Annotated in this window: 22 protein-coding genes; 5 read left to right on the forward strand and 17 right to left on the reverse strand. The window is 52.4% G+C overall.

Annotated elements, in window-relative coordinates; genetic code table 11:
- Positions 1-40 precede the first annotated feature (40 nt).
- Entirely contained in the window at positions 41-967 is a 927-nt protein-coding gene (locus MIH18_RS06700; protein WP_249007993.1) for a LysR substrate-binding domain-containing protein, read from the reverse strand.
- A 171-nt stretch (positions 968-1,138) separates the two neighbouring features.
- Between MIH18_RS06700 and MIH18_RS06705 the strand changes: the two genes are divergently transcribed.
- Together MIH18_RS06705 and MIH18_RS06710 are read left to right on the forward strand one after the other, a co-directional pair.
- On the forward strand, positions 1,139-1,792 hold the full coding sequence (locus MIH18_RS06705; RefSeq protein WP_249007992.1) for an NAD-binding protein: 654 nt from the start codon (positions 1,139-1,141) through the stop codon (positions 1,790-1,792).
- On the forward strand, positions 1,789-3,159 hold the full coding sequence (locus MIH18_RS06710) for a TrkH family potassium uptake protein (RefSeq protein ID WP_249007991.1): 1,371 nt from the start codon (positions 1,789-1,791) through the stop codon (positions 3,157-3,159). Before MIH18_RS06705 ends, MIH18_RS06710 begins: the two co-directional genes overlap by 4 nt.
- Before the next feature lie 486 nt (positions 3,160-3,645).
- On the opposite strand, the gene wecA is transcribed toward MIH18_RS06710, so the two are convergent.
- The 4 genes from wecA to MIH18_RS06730 all read right to left on the reverse strand — a co-directional run bounded on the left by wecA (position 3,646) and on the right by MIH18_RS06730 (position 7,753).
- The gene (gene wecA / locus MIH18_RS06715; RefSeq protein ID WP_249007990.1) at positions 3,646-4,695 is read right to left on the reverse strand and encodes a UDP-N-acetylglucosamine--undecaprenyl-phosphate N-acetylglucosaminephosphotransferase; all 1,050 of its coding nucleotides are present in this window, start codon (positions 4,693-4,695) and stop codon (positions 3,646-3,648) included.
- The gene (locus MIH18_RS06720) at positions 4,692-5,735 is read right to left on the reverse strand and encodes an SDR family oxidoreductase (protein ID WP_249008953.1); all 1,044 of its coding nucleotides are present in this window, start codon (positions 5,733-5,735) and stop codon (positions 4,692-4,694) included. The genes wecA and MIH18_RS06720 overlap by 4 nt, the downstream gene beginning before the upstream one ends.
- Positions 5,736-5,950: 215 nt before the next feature.
- Positions 5,951-6,685: a YdcF family protein gene (locus MIH18_RS06725; protein WP_249014198.1), complete on the reverse strand. Its 735-nt coding sequence runs from the start codon at positions 6,683-6,685 to the stop codon at positions 5,951-5,953.
- Between the two features lie 45 nt (positions 6,686-6,730).
- Positions 6,731-7,753 carry an NAD-dependent epimerase/dehydratase family protein gene (locus tag MIH18_RS06730; protein WP_249007988.1) on the reverse strand — a complete coding sequence of 341 codons (1,023 nt, stop codon included), beginning with the start codon at positions 7,751-7,753 and terminating at the stop codon, positions 6,731-6,733.
- A gap of 496 nt (positions 7,754-8,249) precedes the next feature.
- Between MIH18_RS06730 and MIH18_RS06735 the strand changes: the two genes are divergently transcribed.
- Both MIH18_RS06735 and MIH18_RS06740 read left to right on the forward strand, forming a co-directional pair.
- Complete coding sequence (locus tag MIH18_RS06735) at positions 8,250-8,918, forward strand: transcriptional regulator (protein ID WP_249007987.1); 669 nt, start codon at positions 8,250-8,252, stop codon at positions 8,916-8,918.
- Between the two features lie 10 nt (positions 8,919-8,928).
- Positions 8,929-9,651, forward strand: a complete 723-nt coding sequence (locus tag MIH18_RS06740) for a nucleotidyl transferase AbiEii/AbiGii toxin family protein (RefSeq protein WP_249007986.1) — start codon at positions 8,929-8,931, stop codon at positions 9,649-9,651.
- A gap of 649 nt (positions 9,652-10,300) precedes the next feature.
- Here MIH18_RS06740 and MIH18_RS06745 read toward each other — a convergent pair.
- Entirely contained in the window at positions 10,301-12,631 is a 2,331-nt protein-coding gene (locus MIH18_RS06745) for a DEAD/DEAH box helicase (protein WP_249007985.1), read from the reverse strand.
- 37 nt (positions 12,632-12,668) lie between these two features.
- Entirely contained in the window at positions 12,669-12,965 is a 297-nt protein-coding gene (locus tag MIH18_RS06750) for a hypothetical protein (RefSeq protein ID WP_249014199.1), read from the reverse strand.
- Between the two features lie 502 nt (positions 12,966-13,467).
- Here MIH18_RS06750 and MIH18_RS06755 point away from each other — a divergent pair.
- Positions 13,468-14,655, forward strand: coding sequence for a Fic family protein (locus tag MIH18_RS06755; protein ID WP_249007983.1), 1,188 nt, complete (start codon positions 13,468-13,470; stop codon positions 14,653-14,655).
- Positions 14,656-15,038: 383 nt separating this feature from the next.
- Here MIH18_RS06755 and MIH18_RS06760 read toward each other — a convergent pair whose 3' ends face one another.
- From MIH18_RS06760 to MIH18_RS06805, 10 genes are all read right to left on the reverse strand, one after another.
- Positions 15,039-15,251, reverse strand: coding sequence for a hypothetical protein (locus tag MIH18_RS06760; protein WP_249007982.1), 213 nt, complete (start codon positions 15,249-15,251; stop codon positions 15,039-15,041).
- Positions 15,252-15,386: 135 nt separating this feature from the next.
- Positions 15,387-17,228, reverse strand: coding sequence for a glutamine--fructose-6-phosphate transaminase (isomerizing) (glmS, locus tag MIH18_RS06765; protein ID WP_249007981.1), 1,842 nt, complete (start codon positions 17,226-17,228; stop codon positions 15,387-15,389).
- A gap of 159 nt (positions 17,229-17,387) precedes the next feature.
- Positions 17,388-18,653 carry a Vi polysaccharide biosynthesis UDP-N-acetylglucosamine C-6 dehydrogenase TviB gene (tviB, locus tag MIH18_RS06770; protein ID WP_249007980.1) on the reverse strand — a complete coding sequence of 422 codons (1,266 nt, stop codon included), beginning with the start codon at positions 18,651-18,653 and terminating at the stop codon, positions 17,388-17,390.
- Positions 18,654-18,669: 16 nt separating this feature from the next.
- Positions 18,670-19,776, reverse strand: a complete 1,107-nt coding sequence (locus tag MIH18_RS06775; RefSeq protein WP_249007979.1) for a glycosyltransferase family 4 protein — start codon at positions 19,774-19,776, stop codon at positions 18,670-18,672.
- Between the two features lie 102 nt (positions 19,777-19,878).
- Positions 19,879-20,922: an EpsG family protein gene (locus MIH18_RS06780; RefSeq protein WP_249007978.1), complete on the reverse strand. Its 1,044-nt coding sequence runs from the start codon at positions 20,920-20,922 to the stop codon at positions 19,879-19,881.
- A 32-nt stretch (positions 20,923-20,954) separates the two neighbouring features.
- Complete coding sequence (gene asnB / locus MIH18_RS06785) at positions 20,955-22,928, reverse strand: asparagine synthase (glutamine-hydrolyzing) (protein WP_249014200.1); 1,974 nt, start codon at positions 22,926-22,928, stop codon at positions 20,955-20,957.
- A gap of 3 nt (positions 22,929-22,931) precedes the next feature.
- On the reverse strand, positions 22,932-23,210 hold the full coding sequence (locus MIH18_RS06790) for a hypothetical protein (RefSeq protein ID WP_249014201.1): 279 nt from the start codon (positions 23,208-23,210) through the stop codon (positions 22,932-22,934).
- A gap of 99 nt (positions 23,211-23,309) precedes the next feature.
- On the reverse strand, positions 23,310-24,374 hold the full coding sequence (locus MIH18_RS06795; protein WP_249014202.1) for a glycosyltransferase family 4 protein: 1,065 nt from the start codon (positions 24,372-24,374) through the stop codon (positions 23,310-23,312).
- Positions 24,371-25,468, reverse strand: coding sequence for a glycosyltransferase (locus tag MIH18_RS06800; protein WP_249007974.1), 1,098 nt, complete (start codon positions 25,466-25,468; stop codon positions 24,371-24,373). The genes MIH18_RS06795 and MIH18_RS06800 overlap by 4 nt, the downstream gene beginning before the upstream one ends.
- A gap of 95 nt (positions 25,469-25,563) precedes the next feature.
- Positions 25,564-26,541 (reverse strand): glycosyltransferase family 2 protein, encoded by a 978-nt coding sequence (locus MIH18_RS06805; RefSeq protein ID WP_249007973.1) that lies wholly within the window; start codon positions 26,539-26,541, stop codon positions 25,564-25,566.
- Between the last annotated feature and the right edge of the window lie 4 nt (positions 26,542-26,545).

Genomic DNA, 26,545 nt, shown 5'->3' on the forward strand with positions numbered 1-26,545 from the left:
CCGATGCCAGGGCGAAAAGTTGACTTCAGTCACAAGCAGATTAAGAGCACCAGCGCACCCGGTTTTCAGGCCGGGTCAGATAATGAATACACCATTGTAAAACCGGGCTCTCGCGATTTGCATGCCAGGCATAAAACAACTGAGTCGGCTGTTTGTGTTCAACAATGGCTTTTTTCAGCACCCGGCCTTCATCCAGCCATTGGCGAATGCGGTGATGAGGCACATAACCAATGCCCAAGCCGCTCTCGATCATGTTAATGGCGGTGGTCAGTTCCGGTGCATAAATGATCTTCTGGCCTACCAGCGACCAAGTATCCTGGGGTGAAATGTGAAGTGACGTATCTTTCACGACTATGGCCGGGTAAGCGCGCAGAACTTCCGCGGTTAACACCTCGGTGTGCCAGGCCAGCGGATGCTGCCGTGCAACCACAAAATCCCAGTCAATATTGCCGATGGACTGGCAAACAATACCTTCCATTTTCGGTGCGGCGTGGGGCGCACCAATTACCAAATCTGCTCGCCGGTCGTAAAGCGTGTCCCAACAACCGTTATACACCTCGGTTTTCACGCTCACCTGGGTAGCCGGAAACTGCTTGTCGAGCTGGCCGACAAAATCCACCAAGCCTTCTCGATTGATAATGTTGTTAATAGCCACTGAAAACGACACGTCCGTTCCCGCGCTAATCATCGCGGTGTTGCGCACCAGCTCTTCGTAGGAATCCACCATCCACTGGCTTTGCTCGATAAAATACTGCCCGGCAGCGGTCAGTTTGGCCTGGCGCCCGCTGCGGTCAAACAACGGGAAGCCCAATTCTTCCTCCAGTTTTTTGACGGTGTAGCTGACCGCTGACGGCACCCGATTAAGGCGCTCCGCGGCCACCGCAAAGCTGCCGGATTTGGCAATAACGTGAAGAGTAGTCAGGGCGTCTCGGGAAAATGACATGAAGGCTATCGCGTTGTTGAACATAATCATCCTGGTCGCGCAGGATGAATGGGCGTTTGAGGAAATCGCCGACAGCGACCACAGAGTTTGTGGGGAATTTTCCTCGGCGTTCCCCTACTATAACGCGAGGTGGCCCGGCATATCTTCCCCGGCCCGGTGGCCATCGTAAAATCCGCTCTGGAGTGAAGCCTGATCATGGTCAAAAAGCAGCAGGTAATCGTTATTGGCCTCGGCGTATTTGGCACCACCGTGGCCCAGGAAATGACGCGGTTAGGCCACGATGTTCTGGGCCTGGACATTGACGAACAGCGGGTAGACCGCCTTGCGCAAGACATTACTCACGCGGTTATCGCCGATGTCACCGATGAAAGTGCGCTAATTGAACTGAACGCTGGCAACTACGACGTTGGGGTTGTGGCGATTGGGCGCAACGCCGAAGCCACCATGCTGGCCACCTTGCAATTGCACGAACTGGGCGTCAAAAAAATATGGGCAAAAGCGTTGAGCCTGCAGCACCACCGGATTCTGGAACGGCTGGGAGCCACCCGGGTTATCTCGCCCGAACACGAAATGGGCGTGCGCATTTCCCAGGAGCTGAACTATCCCATGGTGCACGATTACCTGAGCCTGGGTGATGACTATTTTGTGGTGGAGTTCCAAACCACCAAAGACCTGATTGGCAAAACTGTGGGTGATCTGATCGGCAACTTGCCCGTCAGCGCCCTGGTCGCCAAACGGATGAAAACCGCCCACACCCATCCAGATACAAGCTGGGATATACAAAGTGGCGATCGCCTCGTGCTGGGCGGCCAACTAAACGACTTACGCGCGCTGATTCATCGGCTATGAAGTCAAAACTACTGGATTTACTCGTACAACGCAGCGCCACCATGGGCTCGCAAAAAAAGCGCCAGATCAACCCGCCGCGATTGCTGCTAGAATCATTTCTGGTTCTGATTGGCTTGGGTGCCTGCCTGCTAAAACTCCCGCTGGCCACCGAGGCGCCCATCAGTTGGTTAGAGGCCGCCTTCACCGCAACGTCTGCGGTTACCGTTACCGGGCTGGCCGTAGTAGATACCGGCAGCGAGTTCACGCTGTTTGGCCAAGTGGTTATTTTAATCCTGATTCAGCTCGGCGGATTGGGTTTGATGACGTTTGCCGTATTAACCGCATTGGCGCTTGGGTTCCGCATGCGCCTAAGCCATCAAGTGGTGGTGAAAGAAGCCTTTAACGAAGTGTCACTGCAAACCGCCAAGCGGGCAGGAGCCTCTATTGCCCTGTTCGCGCTGACCGCGGAGCTCATCGGTGTCGCGGTGTTAAGCATTTTCTTCGTACCCAAATTTGGCTGGACAGAGGGTTTGTATCAGGCCCTTTTTTATACCATTTCCGCGTTCAACAACGCCGGATTTGCGCTGTCGCCAGATAGCTTGTCAGCGTATGTGGGGCACGCAGGCATCAGTCTGACGGTTACCGCGCTGTTTATCACCGGCGGGCTGGGTTACATCGTGGTTATGGAAGTGATCGAGAAACGGCGCTGGTCGAGGCTGTCGGTATACGTAAAAATAATTCTGGGCGCCACTTTGCTGCTCAACCTGCTGGCCACCATCGCCATACTGTTGCTGGAATACGGCAACCCCGCAACCCTGGGCGCTCTTGACGGTTTTAGCGACAAACTGCTGGCCGCCTGGTTCCAAGGCACTGCCCCGCGCACCGCAGGCTTCAACACGCTGGATATAGGCGCCCTTACAGCGGGCACAAGCACGTTGATGTTGGTGCTAATGTTCATTGGTGGCGCGCCAAACTCCACCGCCAGCGGTATAAAAATTTCCACCTTTGTGATTCTGCTGGCCGCCACCCGTTCGTTTCTGCGGGGCAATCTGAACGTGAGCTTCTTCCGCCGCTCCCTGCACCAGGAAACCGTATTGAAGGCACTGGCTGCGGTCACCATCGGAATGATTACCGTGTTCTTTGCGGTACTGGCTCTCGCTATAATAGTAGACGACGACTTTTTAGACATTGCCTTCGAGGCCGTATCGGCCTTTGGCACCGTTGGTTTGTCACGCGGCACCACTGCCGAACTTGGCAGCGCAGGCCAACTGGTGATTATGGCAGTGATGCTGATTGGTCGCCTGGGGCCGCTAACCCTGGGGTACACCCTAACGGTCCGGCGTAAATCTCACGTGCGTTATGCGACTACCGAGTTTCCAGTGGGCTGACATTACATCACTGGAAGTTCTGCCAACACGGATCGTTAATTCGAAAATAAATCTGTCCCAAGAAGGCTGCGAAGCAAAGTCAAAAAACAAAACGCGCTGCCGTTGCCGCTGAAAACATACCATAATCAAGGCTATGCCTTCACGGCGCTCATTCACAACTCTGGCGGGCCAGCCTGATGGCAAACCCACACACACATGAAGCTGCCAGGCACTACTCGTTGCGGCTGGCCTGGCGCTGGTTCTGCTAATCAGCTGGGTGACATTGTCTGCCAAACGCTTGCGGTTTTCACCCTGGAACTGACCACTCCCCTCGGGCAGCGATGTTGTACGCCCCATTGAGATCCGCGTGGTAACGCTTTCCCGAAGCGAACAACAGCACCAACGAACTTCTCAGCGCAATGTACAAATAACTGAACCCATAAAATAGAAACCCCTCCCCGACTTTCACCGGGGAGGGGTTTTAAACGAACCGACTAAACTGTATTTTTATTCTTTGATTGGCAAAACAACCATAGAGCGCCATGCTTGCCGTAGCACCCATTCATACACGACAAACACCATCAAAAACGCTAGCAACATCAACACTTCCGGAACCTTATACAGTTCACCAATCAAACCGACAAAGGCCATTATCATCGCCAGAAGTGTGACTAAAATTAGAGTTTCTTTGTCGCTCAACCCTGCACGCAAAAAAATATGATGCAGATGGTCACGGCCTGCTGTCATCACCGACTGCCCGCGGCTTAAGCGGCGAATCATCACGGCCACCATGTCCATCAACGGTACCGCAATAATCCACAGTGCCGTTACCGGGCGAATAGCCGGCGCATCTTGGCTAACTCCCTCAGCCAACAACCACACAACGGAAAAGCCGATGAACATCGAACCTGCATCACCCATGAAAACTTTGCAGCGCCAAGGGCCTATGCGCAAATTTGCCATCAGGTAAGGCACCATCGCCAATGCCAGACCCGCTGCGAACATAGTTTCCACCAACATACTGCTGTTAGCAGCATACAATGCAATCAAAGAAACCAGTGTTATCAGCGTCAAACTACCCGCCAGGCCGTCAATGCCGTCGGTCATATTAAACGCATTAGTGGCACCAATAATCGCGGCAATGGTCAAAAATGGCCCCACCCACCCCAACTCAATCATCCCAAACCCAACCAAATCCCCAAGATGCGTAATGTGCACCCCCGAGTAAATCACCAGCACAGCGCCCAATACCACTTGAATCAGCAGGCGGAACCGCGCCGACAGGTCACGCGCATCGTCCAGAGCACCCACTACCATCAGCAACAGCGCGCACAGCCAGAACACCACGTATTCAGACATCAGCGGCATCCACAAAAACCACGCCGACAGCAAACCGACGAACACACTGATTCCGCCAACAAGCGGAACTGCGCCGACGTGCTGTTTACGCTCGCAAGGCGTATCTAATAAACCCATCGCGGGCGCAAGCGCTTTAAACACCATCAATGCCAAAAACGCAGCACCTATCGCTGTCGAAAGAAAAAAAAGCGTATTCATAATGCAACTACCAAACGTTGCGGGTGCCTGGCCATATACCAGGGCACGGCCACAGCCAGACCGGTAAAAATGTTGTGGCTAGGCTTGTATCCCAGACAGCGGGAGATTTTGGAGGTATCCGCCTGCGAATGGCGCACATCGCCGGCGCGGAAGTCGTTGTAAACCGGTTCTTGCTTGTAATGAATGCCGTTAATTGCCAACACTTTGGCAATTACATCGAAGAGCTGGATCAACGACGTGCAATCGCCAATGGCAACGTTATAAACCTCGTTTTTATAACTTTCTTCCGCTGTAGCGGCCAAAATATTGGCCTGCACCGCGTTGGCCACAAAACAGAAATCGCGAGACGTTTCACCATCACCATTAATATTCACTGGATTATCCGCCAGCATGGCGTCTGTCCACTTTGGGATAACCGCCGCACACAGGCCATTGGGATCTTGGCGCGGACCGAACACATTGAAATACCGCAGCCCTATGCAATTAAATTTGTAACTGTGCGCAAATACCGCCGCGTATTGCTCGTTAACCAGTTTGGTCACTGCGTAAGGCGACAAAGGCTGACCAATCTGGTCTTCGACTTTTGGCAACGCCGGATGATCACCATAGGTGGAACTAGACGCGGCGTAGGTAAAACTTGATACGCCTTCCTCTTGGGCAGCCACCAACACATTCAAAAAGCCAGTGATGTTGGCGTTATGGGTATTAATAGGATCCGCTAGGGAGCGCGGCACCGAACCCAGCGCCGCTTGGTGCAGAACATGGTCCACACCATTCACCGCGTCTTTGCAGGTCTGCAGATCGCAGATGTCACCTTCGATAAACAGGAAATTTTTCCATTGCATCGGCTCAAACAAATTCCGCACTTCGGCCAGATTTTTCGGGTGCCCGGTTGCGTAGTTGTCCAGTCCCACCACAGACTGGCCATTCTCCAGCAGCCACTGCAGCAAATGAGAGCCAATAAAACCGGCTACGCCAGTCACTAACCACACCTTAGGGTTCTCCCTAAGGTGGTTACGGCGGATTAAAAACGCATTCATCATCAGATCATCCTTATCAAAATGCAGTCGACATCGGCTTATAAACCTAAAAAAGAATACATAAGTTCATTATGAGTAGAATACATTGCGACAATTACTCGTTTCAAGTACTTTTTAGGCAAAAAAATGCCGCCAAATTAATGACAGAGAGGAAAAAAGAAAAAGGGGACAGATTTCAAATCTGTCCCCTTTTAAAAAATGAATCTGCCCCCGCTTTATACCAGGCGCCCAACCCACTCCTTCAGCGCCGCAGCGCTGTCATCCAGCGCCCTGGCCGACGGCAACCATAGCCGCCAGCGCGGTGCGGGATAGGCACTGTGGTCCGTCGCTACGGCAATCACCTCTAATCCCACCCCCTGAAACAACGCCAACGCGCGGGACATGTGCAAAGCCGAGGTCACCAGCAACACCCGATCAATCTGCCGTTTTGCCAAAATTTCGCGTACAAACACCGCATTCTCGCCCGTGGTACGGCTTCGTTCCTCCAACACCATTGCCGAAGCAGGCACTCCAAAATCCGCTAACAGAATGCGCATCGCCTCTGCCTCTGACATGCGGCTAAACCGATCGTCGCTGCCACCCGCCAGCACCAACAATGGCACCTTACCCGCATGAAAAAGCCTGGCCGCATGCCACACCCGGTCGGCACTGCTCCCCAGGTCTGGATAATCCTCCTGATAACTCGCAGGGCGAACACCCCCACCCAACACCACAGCTGCTGCAGCACTGGGCAACTGCTTCATCGTCAACGCAGGGTAAGGCGCCTCCAGATGTTGCTGCGCCCACAAACTCACCACCGGTAAAGACCAGCCCCACAGCCACAACAATGCAAACAACCCGCACGCCATCGCCAGGCGACGGAAACGCAAAGCCGAACACAGCAAAGCAAAGCTTCCCAAGAGCAACGCACTGCCCAGTGGGGAAATTAAAAATATGACGAGTTTTGACATAAAAAACATACGGGTACCCGATAGCTACACGGAGGATTAAATTCTTCAATCGACGTTGGCGCGGTACCAGGGCATCGCTTTGGTTATGCCCTCTTGAATCGGAAATTCGGGCACATATCCCAAGTTGTCTTTAGCTTTTTCAATACTGGCCTGGGAGTGCCGAACATCACCCACCCGAAACTCTCGATACACCGGCTGTTTTTCGTAAGGGCGCCCAAGAATTGTCAGTGCGCGTGCGAGAGATTCAAACAAAATATTCAGCGTGGTTCGGTCACCAAAAGCAACGTTGTAAACCTCGCCCCTTGCAGCCTCGTGTGCAGTCGCCGCCAAAAGATTCGCCTGCACCGCGTTCTCGATAAAACAAAAATCCCGACTGGTTTCGCCATCGCCATTCACATAGACCGACTCGCCCGCAATCATGGCCGCAGCCCACTTGGGAATAACCGCCGCATAGGCCCCATTTGGATCCTGGCGCTGGCCAAACACATTGAAATAGCGCAGCCCCGTAGCCTTAAACCCATAGGTGCGCGCAAACACGTCGGCGTAGAGTTCATTCACATACTTGGTCACCGCGTAGGGCGACAGCGGCTTACCAATCACACCCTCTACCTTGGGCAAGGCGGAGTGATCGCCATAAGTAGAGCTGGATGCGGCATAAGTAAAACTCTGCACCCCGGCATCCCGCGCCGCCACGAGCATATTAAGAAAACCGGAAACGTTAGCAGCATTGGTGGCAATGGGGTCATTAATAGAGCGTGGAACAGAACCCAAAGCAGCTTGATGGAGCACATAATCGACTCCCCTACAAGAGATCTGACAATCCACCAGATTGCCAATATCCCCTTCCATAAACCGAAACCTTGCCCACTGCGACTCAGTGACCAGGGACTGCACCTCATCCAGATTGTGCTGGTGCCCTGTGGCAAAGTTATCAAGACCCACAACGGTTTGGTCGAGCTTCAGCAAGTGCTCCAACAGATTAGAGCCAATGAAACCGGCTATACCAGTGATTAACCAGATTTTAGGAGTACCGGCCAGCGTATTTTTTAGTTCTTGATACTTTGTCATAAAATCCTCATGCAGAAAAAATTAAGATAGGCATTTACGAGCCAATTTTCACTAATTCGGTCCAGATGGCGGGCTGATAATAGCGTCTAGGCACATTGCTGTGGGATAGGAATAAAGTTGGTAACTAAAAGTTGCTGTAGGGCACGCATTTTAACCTCAACATCGACGTGACGAAAATAAAGTTGGTAACTTTGGAGTCGGCCCAAGTAGCAGAGCTGGCACTGCATGATAATAAAGTCGGTAACTATTAAAACTTGGCTGGCACGACGAATTCCAGCTTCCAATTTCAGGCTAAGACTCTGGTTACCTCGTTAATATGATTTCCAGCATTCCCCAGCCTGTATCCAGAGTGAATTTGGCAAGCTTCGTTTTCGTCATGGCCAGGGAATTCACATTTACAGGGTAAACACTTGCTTTCTACATCCCTACTAAATGTGGCATAATACTGCCATGCGTATAATGTTGCGCGTATTTGACGGTTACTGGAGGATCAATCATGAGTACGGCCGTAGCATTAAAGGAGATGTCGCAGCCCTTCTATGAAGAATTGGGGCGCTCTATTGCTTTGGCTCGGGGCACGGAAAGTGGCAGCGAACTTTCTGACCGCGTTGATATATCACGGCGGACGCTGACGAAAATTGAAAAGGGTGATCCTTCGGTAGCATTTGGCAGTTACTGTGCTGTCGCTCAGGCATTAGGTCTTCAGTGGCTGTTTGATTTGGTCATGACCTCGCCTGCGTCCAATCCTTCGGTTCCACAGCACTACCTCACCGGGGCCTCAGCACTATCACTGGCTAAAGAAGGCGAAATGCCGGCGCTCTGGTATTCATCATCATTGTCCAATCCAAGTCGTTGGCAGATAGCCGGTGCAGGCATCAATGGCGCCAGTCATCTTTTCGGGGCTCATGAGCTCTGGGATGCGACAGAAGAAATCAAAAGTCTCGGGGTCAAGGTTGCACGGATCTGGTCAGCGACACATGAGCGTGCGTTGTTCGATCTGATGTATCACTTCTTCGAAGTGCGCCAGAAACCAATGCCTAACATCCAAGTCAGCGATATCGATGATGTGGTGAACATGGGCAAGGTTCAGCAGTGGGTGAAGGACTTTCGCCCGTTCCTGTCTTCTAAGGGGGCAAGCACGATGCTCAAGTGGATAAATCATTAGGGTGGTGGCCATGAAACTGTCTGAGCGCGAAAAAGCCCACGCAAAGATCATGAGGGCGATCTGTGAGGTAATCGGAGCGGGAAATAAGCCTTTGGTGCTGAAGGGTGGCACCGCCTTGATGCTCTGCTACCAGATAGACCGGTTCAGTGAGGGTTTGGACTTCGATCTTTTGCGTGAACTGAAAACGCACCTGAACCTTGAAAGCATTTGTAAGGATGGCCTGAAAAAACTTAACAAGCAGGGAGAAGGAATTGAGCTGAGTAAATTTGCTGATCTCAAAATGACTGATACAACCCATCGTGCTCGCGCCTTATTCAAATTGCCGGGGGAAAAGATGCCGGTAAGTGTGAAGCTGGAGATTTCGGCCAGACGGTTACCTGATCCGAGTGTTGTCCAAGAGCTAAACGGTATCAGGGTTTACAACATTGACGAGATAGCCCGACTCAAGTTACTCGCGGCTCAAGCAAACCCGGAGATGCCGTATCGAACAGCAGCAAGGGATCTGCACGACTTGGCGTTTATTGCCAGTGAGTACGAAGATGATCTGTCGGATGAAACCATTAGCGATCTTGAGGTCTTTTTTGCGGATACTGAAGCGCTTATGATGCGCTACGCAGACGCCTATAAGGTGGATAGTATTCTGAATGGGCGCCTTTATGGTGATCTGGATGTTATCGAGAAGTGGAATGATAACCGCGGGGACGACAGCAATTTGATCTTGTTTCAGCCCTGAGTGATTCTATTGTGAATGGGGTGCTTTATGGTCAAAACCATCGCTCGACCAGCGAATCCTTTGCGCCACGGGAACCATAGTGTCGCCAGAAAAAACAGCGTCGAGGTTGACGTACATAACCACCGGGAAAGAGTTACCAACTCTATAATATTGTTACCGACTTTATTACGATTCCACAATTGCTGTCAGAGTGTATTAAAGTTTGATAAAAATAACCCGCAATTTCACGCATTTTCAACATTCAAAGATGTGAAAGTTTGATACTTTTTCGTCCTAGCCGCACGATACTCTAATCAACCGCTGACAATAAAGTTTGATAAAACTTAGATTCTATTCTTATTCCTCAACACACCGCGCTGTTCATGCTGAATGTACATTGGATAAGTGGACACTATTCTGACGGCGACAGCGCTAAGCTCATGCATTCAGAGCCCACTTTGCTGCAGTAAAGTAACCTCTTGCCCCATCAGCGCCAACCCATGCAACCTTACAACTCAAGACGATTTTGATTTTAAAACATCGAGTCCAATCACATACGTCTTGAAAGCAAACCAAATCGGTCATTACTCCCTGGGCTGAGCCAACAAACCACAGGCTCTTTCAGCTAAGGTTTTGATAACTTGAGAGGGGTAATTGCTTGTATTAAAGCCTAGAGCAACCTGGATTGATGCTCAGAAGACTCCAGCTGATACCCCATCGCCTTGTAGCCTTTCTCTCGTTTTCGGAACATGCGCTCAAGCATGGGTAGGCCAGTATCCAAGTAGTCATAGACAGTGACTTCCTGCTTGCCGTCAACATCCCGATGGATTCTGCCAGCGTACTGCGACAGCGTTCCCTTCCAGGCGATGGGCAGAGCTAAAAATAAAGTGTCCAGTCGAGGCAAGTCAAAACCTTCTCCGATGAATTTTCCGGTTGCAACGACAACCTGTGCTTCATGTAACTGCGCGTCCGTCGCCCGGCGCTCTCTGACACGCATCCCTCCTCGCAACACGACCGACGAGACGGATTCAGCCTCCAGCAGCTTTGCCAGCGTCTCAGCATGCTCTCGTCGTTCAGTCAGCAGAAGGCAGTTTGCCTGGTTTTGCGCACAGCGTACGACATCCTGAACAATGCCCTGATTCCGGGCGTTACTCTCGGCAAGCCAACGGTAAACTGATGCTATGTGAGGCCGCTGACCAGACTGGCAGATGTCAATGGGGGGCATTTCGTGACGCTCTCGAACGATAACGCGTTGGACAAACCGGGAACCATGATCAGCCCGGACTTTATGGCGAACGGGTCCCGCAACCATAAACATGATTTTTTGGTGGCCATCCTGGCGGTCAGGCGTTGCAGTAAGGCCTACGACATATCGGGCGCAGACTTCGTTTAGCAGCATCTCATAACGGGGAGCTGAGATATGGTGACATTCATCGATGATGATCTGGCCATATTCCCGGACTAGGTTTAACACCGTATTGTCGTTCTTATTAATCAGGCTTTGATAGGTTGCAACGTCGATCTGACCGGTAGGTTTCTTCTTGCCACCGCCAATTACCCCCACGGAGGCGCCTTCAAGGAAGGTTTCCAGGCGCTCCTTCCATTGATCAAGCAATTGGCGACTGTGAGTGAGGATCAGTGTGTTGACCTGCCGCTTGGCCACAATGCCAATGGCGGTTACGGTTTTGCCGAAAGCGGTCGGAGCATGAAGTATTCCGGTATCGTGGGCGGCAAGCAACTTTACAGCCGCCTTCTGATCACCACGCAACGTTGCTTTCAGGCTGACAGCCTCCAGAGGCTGTCCTTGGGTCCTGCGATCATCGATGTCTACCGTTATACCTTGTTCCAGCAATAATACTTGAAGCTCATCAAAGCAGCCTCTCGGTACCGAGAGATAACCTTGCTCAATCCGGGCACAGGATATGTAGCGAGGGATTCCGTGAGTTGAGAAACGAAGTGCCTGGGTTTTGAAAAATACCGGATTGGCAAAACTCGCCATGCGCTTAATTCGCGCAGCCAGCTTCCCCGGTAGGTCTGACAACTTGATGTATATGTGATTGGCCAGAGTGAGCGTGATGATCTCAGGGCATCCTGAAATCATATCAGTCCCGACCGTTAACGACTGTTCCCACGGCAACACCACCTCTTCTCTAACTTCAGTTCCAGGCTCATTTCCGACCATCTCTCCAAGCTGGACCGGTGAAAGTGTCTTTTGCCGACTGAGTTGTGCCCACTGATCCGAGTAAGGATTTAGCTCATCATCGACGAAAACAGTACATCCACGACTTCGCGCCTGATGTTGAAGCGGAAGAGCAATCAAATTGCCAAACCCACCATCGGGCATCGTGTCCTGGTTGGGAAATAAACGGTCATAGGACTCAAAGGACAAGCCCGGGTGGCGTTCCATGGCTTGATCCAGCAGCTTGAACCCCAAAGCCCTCGCAGACCAGGCCGGTACGGCGTCCGAAAAGAAGACCCATAGGTGTGCACCAGCACCGGAGCGGGAGACCTCAACAAGATAAGGGATGCCTTCACCACGACAAGCTTGGGCCAACGCACGAACGTCCGCCCTCCAGTCCTCCTTATCAAAATCTACAGCCAGGAGATAACAGGAACTGTTCGGCAACAAAGGATATAACCCAACCACATGCTTGCCGGACAAGTGGTCATACACCGCATTGAAATCCAGAGGCTTGAAATTTTTGTGCGGGCACTCCCCGCACTTGATCCGGGGTTTCTGACAGATGCCCGGTACCCACTCATTCTCACAGGCAACAGCATAACCGGAACGGCCACCATAACCCTGCCAGCGAAACGCATAGACATCGCTCCTGCCACGAAAGAGCTTCTGGAACAGTTCGGCTTTTTGAACGGGTGTTAGCTGCGCTCCTGCGGGACGTTGCGCAATGCGATAAAGCTCATTTCTCCGGGAAAGAAGGGCTGCCTTTTCCTTCTCAAGCTCGGATAACTTCAGTGCAATGGCTGCGAGCTCTTCTTCCATTCGGATACTTGACTCCTAACAAGTGAAACCCACCCATTCAGTAATAGTAGCCCGGCGACCTTAGTTCCGAGGTGTCCAGAATAGCATCGGATACCGCTACCAATGGGTCAATGCAATCTGCTTTTATCCGCGCCCAGCTAATCCAGACCGTAAGCTTCTCGCTTAGCTCGCCATTCCTGACCGCAGACTGTTCTACCGCATCGATATATTGTCGTAACCGTTCGGTTTTCAGCCACTGCGCAGCGTTCGTCTTCAATCTCTCAAGTTGTTCCAGCTCAAGTTTGCCAAACTCCACTTGGCGGTCATGCCGATCTTTTGCATCTTGCCACGCCAAGCGTCTGCATTCCTGTTCCTCAGCCCGGATACGATGCTCTTCAATCAGATCCAATGCGCCAGCAACAACTTGGTGTAGCCTTTGCTCCAACAAGGTTTTCGGTGTATGAATAATAACGTTTGATAAATATTTGGCCCTAACCACCTATAAGGTTCACCCAGAGCTGGCGAGATCCCAGCCTCTGACTCTGTTCTTGGATAGATCAAGAACTCAAAATTCGAGTGGTTTCCCTCCATAAAAGATTAAGAGAGCCAAACAAGTTTTTGCCGGACAAATTGCCGGTCACTTGGCCGGACAGTAAAACAGCAAATATGACCAGATAAAACGGAGCTCCAAAAAACTGGAAATGGTGTCAGTGCCTATTTATAATGGCTCCAAGGCAAATATATTGCCGTCAGCGGGAACTCTGTGCCGCTGCTGGCAACCGGTCAGAATACCGGACAAATACCCGGACAAACTGCCGGTCAGAAACTCAGAATCACTACACGAATTAAGGTATCAGATGACATCCTGGATGAGTGCCGCGCCTTTTGCGCCAAACGAGAAATCCTGTACGGAAGAGGGGCTTCTCGATCTGGCCAGCATCCTGAACAGGAAGGCCGCTCAGGTCGCCGGCCAGCTTGAGCCGGAGACAGCGGATACGTTGCGCCGGCACATGGCTGTCATCAACTCGTACTACAGCAATCTGATTGAAGGCAATCGAACCCTTCCTCACCAGATCCGCGAGGCCCAGCGGGGAAATTTTGAGGACGATCCGGTTGCTCGGGACAAACAGATTGAGTCTCTTTCCCACATCGACGTACAGGCGTGGATAGCTTCTGAGGATCGGAGTCTGGGAGAAGTTATTTCCGTGGACTTCATCAAAGAGCTGCATCGCCGATTCTACAGGGACTTGCCTAGCGATCTTAAAAAGGTCGAGCTGGATGAAACGGGGGAAGTCGCCTGGGTTGAGGGTGGAAAGTTCAGGGATCGAGGGGTAAAGGTTGGTCGGCACATACCGCCTGATGCCGAACACCTGGAACAGCTAATGACGCAGTTCTGCAACGAATATAAAAGCGTCAGACACCAAGGTGATCGACGTCTGATCGCAATCGCAGCTGCACACCACCGATTCCTCTGGATCCACCCATTCCTGGATGGCAATGGCCGAGTTGTTCGTCTTTGGACGGATGCGGCATTCCGGGCGGCTGGACTGGAAAGCGTAGGCGTCTGGTGTTTGAGCCGTGGGCTTGCGATTTACTCCGAGAAGTACAAAAGCAACTTGGCTCAAGCTGACGCCGTCCAGCAGGGCCAAACCGATGGCAGAGGCCCGCTCAGTGAGCTTGGTCTGGCCCGATTCTGTCATTTCGTTCTGGACACCTCCGTTGACCAAGTCAGCTATATTTCAGAACTTCTGAACCTGAAATCGATGAAACGTCGAATCGAAGACTTCGTGGCGAGCAGGGATGACCTGAAACCCGCTTCTATATGGGTTCTGTATCAGGCGTTCATTCAGGGATCGATCTCAAGGTCTGATGCCCTGACATTAACTGGGGAGCGTGATGAGCGGACTGCCCGGCGACTGCTTAAAAAGCTTCGCGATCAAGGCTTGCTGGTCGATGCAGACCCAAAGGATAGTCGCTCGCCACTTCTTTGGTCTGTTCCGGAACATGCTGAGCCAGTCTATTTCCCCAAACTCTCACCCCAGTAGGTGGTTCCATGGAAAAGCCCGACCCCGAGGGGCTCTACCCCATTACTGCGAACATTTCTGCGGAGTATTCCAAGACTTTAATGGCTTAAAAATTGGCGAAAGAGGGGCCGAGAAAGTTCGCTTTTGTTTAGGTATTGCCTGGGATGCGGGGAGCTGAAGAAATAACTCGCGTGAATCCGGTGGCTGCCGGCGCCTGCTTCGGATAATCTTTACCAGACGTTAGCTTCTGGCGCCAATAAACGAATTGATGATAAATCAGCGACTGTTGCTTGCAGAAAGCATTGCCAGACAAGTCGGTCACTTCCCAATCGTTAATCTGCTGCTGCCAGAAGTGCACTTTTTCGGTTGGGTCATACTGAATCCTCGTGGAATGAATGAGGCGTTCAGTGTGTGCAATTACCGAGCTGGGGTGTAGGTGCTGAGTTATGGGCGCTTACTACTCGCCCGACGGAAGCACTTCGGATTCGAACGATTTCACCCTGGCTGCTGAGTTCATGAACTTTGATGAACGGCTCATAGGCTTTGCCCACTCCCTTACCACGAGTCTTGAGTCGCTTTTCGTGGCTTGGGTCAATGCGTTTATTGGTGTCTGTCATGAAAAAGGCCCCCTACTAAGTTAGGAATGGCAGGAGACCTGTTTTTATCAAACTTTAATATAAATTATCAAAATTTATTATGATTTATCAAACTTTAATATACTCTGACAATTGCCCAAACTACGATTTAACGAATCACTCCACCGTAACGCTCTTTGCCAAGTTACGGGGTTTGTCTACGTCGGTGCCTTTTACCAATGCTACGTGGTAAGCCAAAAGCTGGAGGGCGACTACATGCAGTACCGGTGATAAAAGCCCATAGTGTTCTGGTAACCGTAGAACCGAAATTCCGGGTTCCGCTTGAACCTGGCTGTTTGCATCGGCGAACACATACAGTTGGCCGCCGCGGGCCCGTACCTCTTGCATGTTGGCTTTCAGCTTCTCCAGCAGGCTGTCAGCGGGTGCCACCACAATCACCGGCATATCGGCATCCACCAAGGCTAAGGGCCCATGCTTTAACTCACCTGCCGGGTAGGCTTCGGCGTGGATGTAAGAAATTTCTTTCAGCTTCAAAGCGCCCTCAAGCGCTATCGGAAAATGATGCCCCCGGCCCAAAAACAGCGCGTGATGTTTACTGGCAAAGCTCTGCGCCAAGGCTTTGATCTCTGGATCCAGATCCAGCACTTTTTGCACCGCTACCGGCAAATGCCTAAGTTCATTGAGGTAATTCCGTTCAGCCTCAGCCGTCAGCGCGTTCTGAGCCCGGGCCAGCAGCAAAGTGAGTACGAATAGCGCAGACAACTGGGTGGTAAAGGCCTTAGTAGAAGCCACGCCAATTTCCGGCCCGGCCCGGGTAATAAAGCTCAACGCCGTCGCACGTACCAAAGATGACTCAGGCACATTGCAAATGGCCAGCGTATGGCAGTGCCCTTGAGCTTTCGCGTGCTCCAGCGCTGCCATGGTGTCGGCCGTCTCGCCAGACTGAGAAATCACCACCACTAACTGGCTTGGCCGGGCCACAGATATCCGATAGCGATACTCACTTGCCACTTCCACTTTGCACGGCAATCCAGCCACCGCCTCCAGCCAGTAAGCAGCAGTCAAGCCGGAGTAATAAGACGTGCCGCAGGCGAGTATCAGTACCGAATCTACCGCGTTCAAGATAACTCCAGCCTGGTTACCAAATACCTCGGCCTGTATACCCGCATCACCCGCCAGCAGCTCCAAGGTATTAGCAATGGCGCGGGGCTGCTCGAAGATTTCTTTTTGCATGTAATGGTCAAACTGACCCAGCGCAACTTCCGAGGCATCCACCGCAGACCGGGTAATCGCCCTAACTACGGCCCGGCCCTGCCTGTCTACCATCTCGACACCGCCTGGCGTAACGCAGGCAACATCACCGTTTTCCAGATAGATCAAATCCCGGGTGACCGCTACTAGCGCTGAGGCATCTGAGGCCGCGAAATATCCGTTTTCTCCGCGCCCCAGCATCAGCGGTGAACCTTCCCGCGCCAGAATCATTCTGTCTGGCTCTAAAACCCGAATGACAGCCAACGCATAAGCACCTTGCAGGCGGGTAACGGCATGCTGCACCGCCGTAAACACATCGCCGGCGCCCTGGCCAATTTTACCGTCTAGGCAGGCTTGAATCAGGTGCGCAATCGTCTCAGTATCCGTCTCTGAGCTAAACGTATAACCCAGCGATTCAAGCTGCCGCCGCAATGCTTCATGGTTCTCGATAATGCCGTTGTGCACAACCGCAAGTCCGCCCGACACGTGAGGGTGAGCATTACGCTCGGCCGGCACACCGTGAGTAGCCCAACGCGTATGAGCAATGCCAAGCCCGCCAGACACCACAGCCTTGGCCACCTCCGCCTCAAGGCGGGACACGCGCCCCATGGCGCGCACACGAATGAGACTCTCGTTCACCAACGCCAACCCGGCTGAGTCGTAACCGCGGTATTCCAGAGTTTTCAAGCCATCCAGCAAAAACGGCACCACATCCGCTGTGCTCAGCGCACCCACAATTCCACACATAGCGTAGAATCCTTGAAGATTGAAAGAGTTCCTGGCTCAGCCCAGAGAGTGAATAACAACAGGGTTTACACACTTGAATTGAAATCCGCCCCCTTTCAGCATCACCCCCAACCCCGGGGACAGATTTCAAATCTGTCCCCACTTTGCCACTCATCTTCCCTACAACCGCAAATCCGAAGCACCCAACGCCAGCACTCCCTTCAAATCAAACAACACCCCTCCCGGCTGCAGCAGCGCGCGGAAGTCGCCTTCAGACAGACAGGTGTATTGTTTATGAGCCACCGCAATCACCAAAGCGTTATAGGTACCAGGCTGCGGCTGTTCCACCAAACTAAGCCCATACTCGCGTTCAGCTTCGGCGTTGCTGGCCCAGCTGTCGGTCACGTCTATCTGGCAGCCGAATTCACCCAGTTCTTTGATCAGGTCCACCACTTTGGTGTTGCGCAGGTCTGGACAGTTTTCTTTGAAGGTCAGGCCCATGATCAACACGCGGGAGCCGGAGATGGTTTGGCCGTTGCGGATCATAGCTTTGACTAATTCGGCGGCGGAGTAGGCGCCCATGCCGTCGTTGATGCGGCGCCCGGCCAGGATGATTTCTGGGTGATAACCCACAGCCTGGGCTTTGTGGGTCAGGTAGTAGGGGTCTACCCCAATACAGTGCCCACCCACCAGGCCAGGTTTAAACGGCAGGAAGTTCCACTTGGTGCCGGCGGCGGCCAGTACTTCGTGAGTGTCGATGTTCATGCGCCTAAAGATCATCGCCAGTTCGTTCATCAGCGCGATGTTCACATCCCGCTGGGTGTTTTCAATCACTTTGGCGGCTTCCGCCACGCGAATAGAGCTGGCTTTGAAAGTACCTGCGGTGATCACATCGGCATACAGCTGGTCGACAAGCTCGGCAATCTCTGGCGTGGAACCTGCGGTGACTTTCCTGATGGTGGTTACCCGGTGTTCTTTATCACCTGGGTTGATGCGCTCCGGGCTGTAACCGGCAAAGAAATCCTTGTTAAATACTAAGCCAGAGACCCGCTCCAGCACCGGCACGCACACTTCTTCTGTCGCACCGGGGTAAACCGTGGATTCGTAAATCACGATATCGCCAGCTTTTAACACCTGGCCCACGGTTTCACTGGCTTTGATCAGCGGTGTTAAATCCGGGGCTTTGAACTCGTCAATGGGCGTTGGCACGGTGATGATGAACACCGAGCACTCACGCAGGTCTTCCAGTTCAGTGGTGAAAGACAACAACGACACCTCCGCCAGCTCTTCGCTGGAGACTTCCTGGGTAACATCCACACCGTCGCGCAGCTGTTGTACGCGGGTGGTGTTGATATCAAAACCGATCACCCGGCGCTTCATTCCAAACGCAGCGGCCAACGGCAGACCGACGTAACCCAGGCCAATTACAGCTATGGTTTGCGACATCACACTTCTCCAATTGTTAAAGAACAGGTTCGCCAGCGGCGTCCAGGCAAGACAAATACGCCCGTATCACAATGGCTTCATCAAACTCAGCTTCCATAAACGCCCGCGCCAATATTCCGGCGGCGGCCAATTGCCCGCGGGGGCGCGTTACAGCATCCAGCATTTGTTGGGCTAAGGAATTGGCGCTGCGCACCTCACACAGCCAGCCGGTTTCATCGGCGCGTATGGCGTGGCGGCAACCGGGCACGTCCGACACTATCGCGGGGCGGCCCATGGCGGCGGCTTCCAATACCGTGCGCGGCATGCCCTCGCGATAAGACGGCAACACCAACACGTGGGCCTGGCGAATAAACGGCTGTATGTCGTCGGTTTCACCGGCGTATTCCAGCTGGCCAGCGTTGACCCAGGCGGTCACTTCGTCGGCGGTAATGGCAGTGCGGTTGGAAATACCCAGCGGGCCCACCAACAGGCAACGAACATCCGGATGAGCCTTGCGTACCTGCGCGGCGGCACCGGCGTATTCACGCACGCCCTTATCACCCAGTAAGCGGGCCACCATCACAAAGGTCAGCGGGCCATCCGGCAAGGGTGAAAACGCAAAGCGGGTCAAATCCATACCAGAGCCCGGCAACACGGTGGTTGGCGTGGCCTTTAACAACCCATGGGCGTGAAACAGGCGGTGATCTTCCTGATTTTGAAAAAACACCCGCCGGGCGCCGCGATTGGCAAAGCCGTAAAGCGCCCGCACCCGGCGAAACAGCCAGCTGTCGTGAAGATATGCCGTACCCAGGCCCGATACATTGTTGGCGTAGGGAATCCCAAGCGCCCGGCACACCAGGCCAGAATAAATATTGGCCTTAACCGTGAAGTTGAAAACAAAGGCCGGCTGCAGGCGCCGAAGCGACAACCCCAAACCAAACAGACTTTTCGCCTCGCCCAGCAGGCGCGTGCCCTTGCCATCCAGATCCAGATGGCGGTGACACACCCCCAGTTCCGACTCCAGGCGTGCCGAAAAAGGATCCGTAGGCGACAAGGCCACCACCACATAACCGGCAGCTTTCAGGGCCGCAATCGTGCCCCGGCGAAAGTTATAGAGGTACCAGGAGGTGTTGGAGACAAGCACCACTGGGCCTCCGGTGGAAACCGGAAGTGCATTGAGGGACGTCATAAGAGAAGATTCAGAAAATTCAGAGGAAGGCCGGGAAACGGCCAGGGAATAATAGGGTTACTCGACAAACCAAACCAGCTGGTACGGCAACCAGAAATACGCGTGAGTCGCAAAATTCAACCAGACAAACTGCACCAGTGCGTAGTAAGCCACCACACCCAGCACAATCATGGAACGCCAGAACAGGTCGGTACTGATCAGATGCAAACGAGCAAATACAAACAACTGAATCGGGATCAGGTACAGCGCCACCCGATCCGTAGCGGTAGAAGACAACAGCACTAAAGGAATACAAATGATGGACAGCACAGACATCCACCACCAGAGCCTGCTGGCCGCCGGGTTCAAGCCAAGCCGATCGCGAAGCAGAACAAACAACAAGGCCGGTACTGCATTCATCATCACCCGGATAAAACCACCAGAGGATTGATAGTCCGCTTCCACATAGTTGGTCCAGAGTGCATCCGCAGAATCAAACAGAAACAGATAGCCCCCCAGCAAGGTCATCAGCCCCACCCAGAAGCCGATCCAAAGCCGGTTTCCGCCAGACGCCAGTGCAGCTACTGGAATCATCAACACGGCTGATTTGTGAAAGGCTGCTGCAATCAACACCCAGACAACAAACCCCCGTAACTTGCCGTCCCCCAGTGCCACCAACCCCAACAACACAAACCCCAACGCCGTAGCTTGCCGGGTATAACCCATGGCAACCACCATAATCAGGTAAGGAACAGCCACCAACAAAACCAACCAAGGCAGTGGCTGACGAAGCGCAAAACGAATCACCCCTGCCATTACCACCAACCCACAAAGGCCATTCACCCAGTAAATCGAACCGCCCAGGCTGCCAACCAGCCAGTTGACCAGGTAATAGCCCGGATCACCCTGCTCAAAAACCTCAAAAAAAGTCAGAGCCGCGCCGCGGTCAAGATACTTGAGGTAAGAACCCCAATCCCCGCCAACCTGGAACCGAAGCCCAATTGCCAGAGTAAACACAGCTCCAATAAGCCAAAAAACGTATCGTTGGGAGCGGGCATTAAGCACCCCGGGAGAAAAGACACCAACGGCAGGAATCAAAAACAATAACCAGTACAGAAGCATTCAGGTTCCATTCTCAATAAATAAAATACACATCAACGAACGGATGGTTGCCAACGCCGTTGCCAGGCCAGCAACTGCAGAACGGCCCAAAGCTGCTGGGCATAATGACCACGGCCCTTCAAATGCAGGTGCCACAGCTTTCGAATGGCTGCTGCGTTTAGCATGGGAAGCGCAGACAAACTGACAGAGGAAAGCAGGTCTTCCGCCCACTCCCTCAATGGCCCACGTAACCAATCATCCAACGGAATCGCAAAACCCATCTTGGGCCGCTCAATCAACTCCCGGGGCACATGTCGATAAAGTATCTGGCGCAAAGCCCACTTGCCTTCGCCGTTTCGAACGCGCATGTCCAGTGGTAACTGCCAGGCTGCTGCGAATACAGCTGGGTCAAGGAAGGGCGCCCTAACCTCAAGGCTACTGGCCATACTGGCTCGATCTACCTTAACCAGCACGTCATCTACCATGAAGTTGAGGGTATCCATCAACATCATCCATTCCACCTGATCAAACCCCACCAAGGCAGGGTATAAATCCTCAACGGGATTTCCAGATCGGTAGTCCGGCCTTAATAGTTGCTCGGGGTGGCGATTCATAGACGCCAGGCCACCATAAAGAGCCCGGTCTGTGCTGCAAGCAAGCACATCTGCCAATTTGTAGAGCTTTTCGCCAAAGGTGCGAACCTGGTATCTGGAGGGCAGAACCTTGCTGCCCATCGCCATCACGCCATCGTATCCAGACGAGGGCACAAGTTTCAGCATACGCGCCAGCGCCTGCCGTATGGGCAGCGGCATACGGCTTAACTTGCCCCACACCTTTGGCACCCAAATATGGCGATTATAACCACCGAACAGCTCATCGCCTGCATCGCCGCTTAAAGCAACCGTCACATGCTGCCTGGTAAGCGCGGATATCAGGCAAGTGGGCAATTGGGATGAATCAGCAAATGGCTCATCGTATAACTCAGGCAACTTAGGAACGAGTTCCAAAGCCATTTGGGAAGTCGCGCGGAGCGTCGAGTGATCTGTACCAAGATGCGCCGCCACAGCGGCTGCATGCGCAGACTCATCGTAACGGGGGTCGTCAAACCCAACCGAAAAGGTACGAACCTTTTGGCGACTCTGGCTTTGCATCAGCGCCACAATTAACGAGCTGTCTACACCACCAGAAAGAAAGGCCCCAAGTGGTACATCTGCCGCCATTTGCTGGCCAACCGAAGCAACCAACGCCGGCTCAACATTGTTCAAGGCAATTTCAGGGCTATTATTTCGGCCTTCCAGTGCAGTGCGTGCCGCCTCAACTGCAGACCACCACTGAACCACCTTAGGCAGCACACCGTTACGGGCATCCAGGAGAGAAACTTTTATTAAACAGCCCGGTGGTAGCTTCAACACATCTTTGAAAATGCTTTGCTGACCACCCACACAACCAAAGCGGAGATAGTTCTCTAACACATTGGGGCCAATCTCGCCCTGCCACCCTGGTGCCCGCTGCAATGCTTTAAGCTCCGAACCAAATACCAGGGCGCCTGCTACCAAACCATAAAAAAGAGGCTTCTCCCCAAACCTATCCCGAGCCAATGTAAGCGTTTGTTCTTTGCGATCCCACAGGGCAATGGCAAACATACCGGTTGCCATCTCAAGGGTTTTCTCTACACCCCATACCGTGAATGCACAAAGCAACGTTTCTGTATCTGAGTGCCCTTTCCACCCTGTTAATGCATCACCAGAAGATTCCAGTTTTTTGCGCAGCGCGTTGTGATTGTATATTTCACCGTTAAACACAACGACAAAGCGCCCACAATTGGATTGCATAGGCTGATGGCCTGCAGGCGACAAATCCACAATCGAAAGGCGCCGATGCCCCAACCCCAAGCCCACCGAAGGCTCTTCCCAAACGCCTGAACTATCAGGACCACGATAAAAAATCGCATCTGCCATCTGTTGCACGGCAGGCTTAAGAGCGATGTCTGATGGAACTCCTCTGAAAATACCGGTAATGCCGCACATAATTCAGGAGTTACCTCGCTGCGCGACACTTCGGAGAATCTCAGCTAATACCGGTGCCTGCACCTGCAGTGAGTACTTTTGCTCGACCGCTAGCCGCCCAGCTTCACCGAACTCCGACTGTAGATGCCTGGAACTCAGAATTTTTATCAAAGCCTCAGCCCATTCACTTACCGATTCAGCCATACCGGAAACAAAACCTGCTTCTGATTCTTCAGTCCACTGCTCAACATCTAACGGGATGCCTGGCAATTCCTCCTGCACGTTTTCTGTAGCTCTGATCATTAACAAACAAACTCCCGTTTCATCGCAAGCCCTTCTCAGCGCATCCCGAATATCCACGACATAACGCTCGGTAGAGGGCGAACTCCGTGTTACCCCGAATTACACATTGGCCGCTGAACCCTCAATTACCTCTTTCGCAGCAGCAAGAAACTCATCCTGATAGAGCGGTTTCGCCTGCCAATACTCGGCCGCTGCGTAGGACATACACCTATATCGTTCCGTGTCCGACAATAAGCCAAGCACAGTATTGACAGCAGTGACGTCGTCTTGAACGCATACTGCGTTTTTTCCATCAACACAGTACCGCGCAATCTCGCCAACCGGCGTTACAACAGGAACAAGGCCGATCTGCATTGCCTCGACCACTGACAAGGCCATGCCTTCATCGATGCTTGTTTGCAAATAAAAGGATGCGCGCTTCGCGATGGTGTGGATGTCCGCCTGCGATCGTGCGCCGGTGAAGCTGACATTTTCCGCGATTCCCAGCTGCCTGGCCCGTGCTTTTAAATCATTCTCGACACCACAGTCTGGACCGATGATTTTGAAATGGGCATCTGGGGCAAGGGCCAAAATCTCTGAAAAGATCGTTAGTGCGCGCTCCAGTCCCTTTTGCTGGCTGAGGCGTCCCCAAAAAATGAACTCAGGGGTGGGCTCTGATATTTCAGGTAGGGGGCATCGATTAAGTAAGAACGAAATTACCCGGCCCTTATGCTGCCGGTTAGGCGGGACGCGCTGTTCTAATGTCGCAGCTGAATCTGCCCAGATACTATCGGCAAGGCGCATGGCGATCTGGTTCGCGATGCGGTCGAGCCAATGCACGTCCTGGGCTAAGTGTAAGAAAAGGACAGCCTTTTGTTTAGGCCGCGCTATCTTAAGCAAGATCATCACTAGTGCGCTGCGCCACAGGGAGGCGACCAACAGATCTGGTGGCTTGCGAAAGAGCCGCCAAAAGGCATGCAGGTATGGGCGCGGGTCGTAGAGGGACTGATCGGGGCCTTGATAGTTCGCAGGCCCACACGCGGCCCCTGAGCGATTGACCAGATATTGGCGTTCAAAGCGCAGCCCGCCATTAGCCTCGTTATGATCTCCGGCGTGTATGGACTTCGCCGCCACCTCGACCCCTCCAATTGCGTCATAGGGGATCAGCTGTACGATGCGTTTCATATGCCCAACAACCGGAAATGCTCCGCCAGAACGGCGTCCTCCTGAAAGGGTTTGATCGCTTCGGCCAGAACTTCGGCCGGCACGGGATTGCGCAGCGCGCTCTCGATTCCGGCGGCAAGTGCGGCTATATCGTTCATGGGAACGAGATAACCGTATCGACTGCTTTCGAGGATCTCTCGAGGACCTGTTGGGCAATCGGTCGCGACAGGGGTGCAGCCTGCCAGCATGGCCTCGATCATAACGTTTGGCATGCCCTCGAGCAGCGATGACAGCACGAAAACGTTAGCGTGTGCAAAATATTTGAGCGGATTTTTGACATGCCCCTCTAGTTTGATGCTTTCACTCATGCCCAGCCGATCAATGAGCGATTGCAGCTCCGCGCGCTGTGCGCCCTCGCCAAAGATCGACAGCCGGACGGGCTGCTTTTTGGATACAATGTGAACGGCGGAAATCAGATCGGAAAAGCCCTTCCATGGCCCCAATTGCCCTGCTGCGACGAGGACGGGAACAGTTGGATCGTTGAACCACGGGTGATCTACAGGCTCCGCAATCCGGGCATGGGCTGCAGGAGTATCCACGATATTGTATACGCAGACATGCGGAGCATTACGAAACAAGGTGCGGTACTGTTCGACCATCCCCTTTGAAACGCATGTTAGTACGTCCGCACGCCAGATTACCGCGCGCATAACCTGTTTAAGAAACCAGCGTTTGGTAAAAGGACGATTACTATAAGTGTCAAAAGGAGTCACTCGTGAAGATGCACTGATCTTCACCTTAGATCGTGCCAGAATAGCGCTGATTAGGACTATCGCATTCAGATGATCCTCAGCCGTAAAAAAAACATCTGGATTTCTTCGTCGAAGATATTTTATAAGTATTGGTAGCAGATCGCGAGCCTGCGGCGTATCAAGCAAAATCGTGTTAACGCCCTCAACTTTCGGCATGGTGTATTCTTCAGACACAAAGCCTACAACCAAATCTACGTCATAACCTCGTTCAGCTAGCGCCTTTGCTAATCGTATTTGAGCTAGGGGGACGCCGGAAATCGCGTAACGCGCCATCATGACGCAGATTCGTTTAACTTCATTCATAATAAGTGTTGTATATCCCTATAACAGACTATCGGGCTCGACTTTTTTCTAATGAAATTTTTAATTTTATGTAACTTTGTTTATTTAAAAGAGTGTTACCTAACGTTCTTACTTTTAATCCGCAGAAAATACTGACGCGCCCATTCAGCAATTAAGTAGCACCGGGGAAACCGGAGAAATACCGCGTCAACGCGCCTCAAATACGGAATAAGCTCTGATTTATTATTGATATTTCGTATCTGCAATAAGATATCAGCAAGATGGATACTCTTGAGCCGCAATTCCAAAGTACAGAACACGATAGACCTAGCCAATTGTACACGCAACAAGTCAGTTGCAGGGTTTTCCCGCATACGCGATAGGCTCTTGAAAAAATTTACCAATGTTGCGACATGCTCTGGTCGATGGTTGCTTGTGGTACCAGCAGGGTTGGAACGATATGCGATCAACGGTAAATCCAATAATACGATACTGCATAATTCTAAAAAAAGGTAAGGCAGAGTAATCAAATCCTCATAAAAAACACGCTCACTGGGGAAGGGATGATCAAGAAGCAATTTCTTGCGATATGCGCGCGTACAAGGAAACCATTTACCCGTTCCGAATATATCGTAGCGGACCTCATCAAGCGTATAACGCCCTGCGGGACTTTGGTGACTTAGAATAATCTCACCTTTTGTCTCGTCACTACCTTCGAATAGGACCAGATGGAACTGAACAATCTGCGGCTCACTCGTCCTGATTGCCGTGAGAACAGTATCGAAGTACCCCGGCAGCAGAATATCGTCACTATCGAGAAAGCCAATATATTGCCCGCGGGCAGCACGGACGCCTATATTACGTGCTTCGCCTGGCCCGGAATTGCCAATCTGTATCAGTAAAACTTTTCCTTGTTGAAGCTCTTTAGCAAAGCACTCCTTTACGATACTAACACTCTCATCGCTGGAGCCGTCATCGACTAAGATCAATTCGCAATCAGACGTCATCTGATCTCGAACAGAAACAAGGCAGTCTTTAAAAAAGACCGCAGCATTAAAGAACGGCACGACAAGGGAAAGCACTGGATTTTTCATAGGG

Origin of the sequence: Marinobacter sp. M3C, assembly GCF_023311895.1 — a bacterium.
Classification (GTDB): Bacteria; Pseudomonadota; Gammaproteobacteria; order Pseudomonadales; family Oleiphilaceae; genus Marinobacter.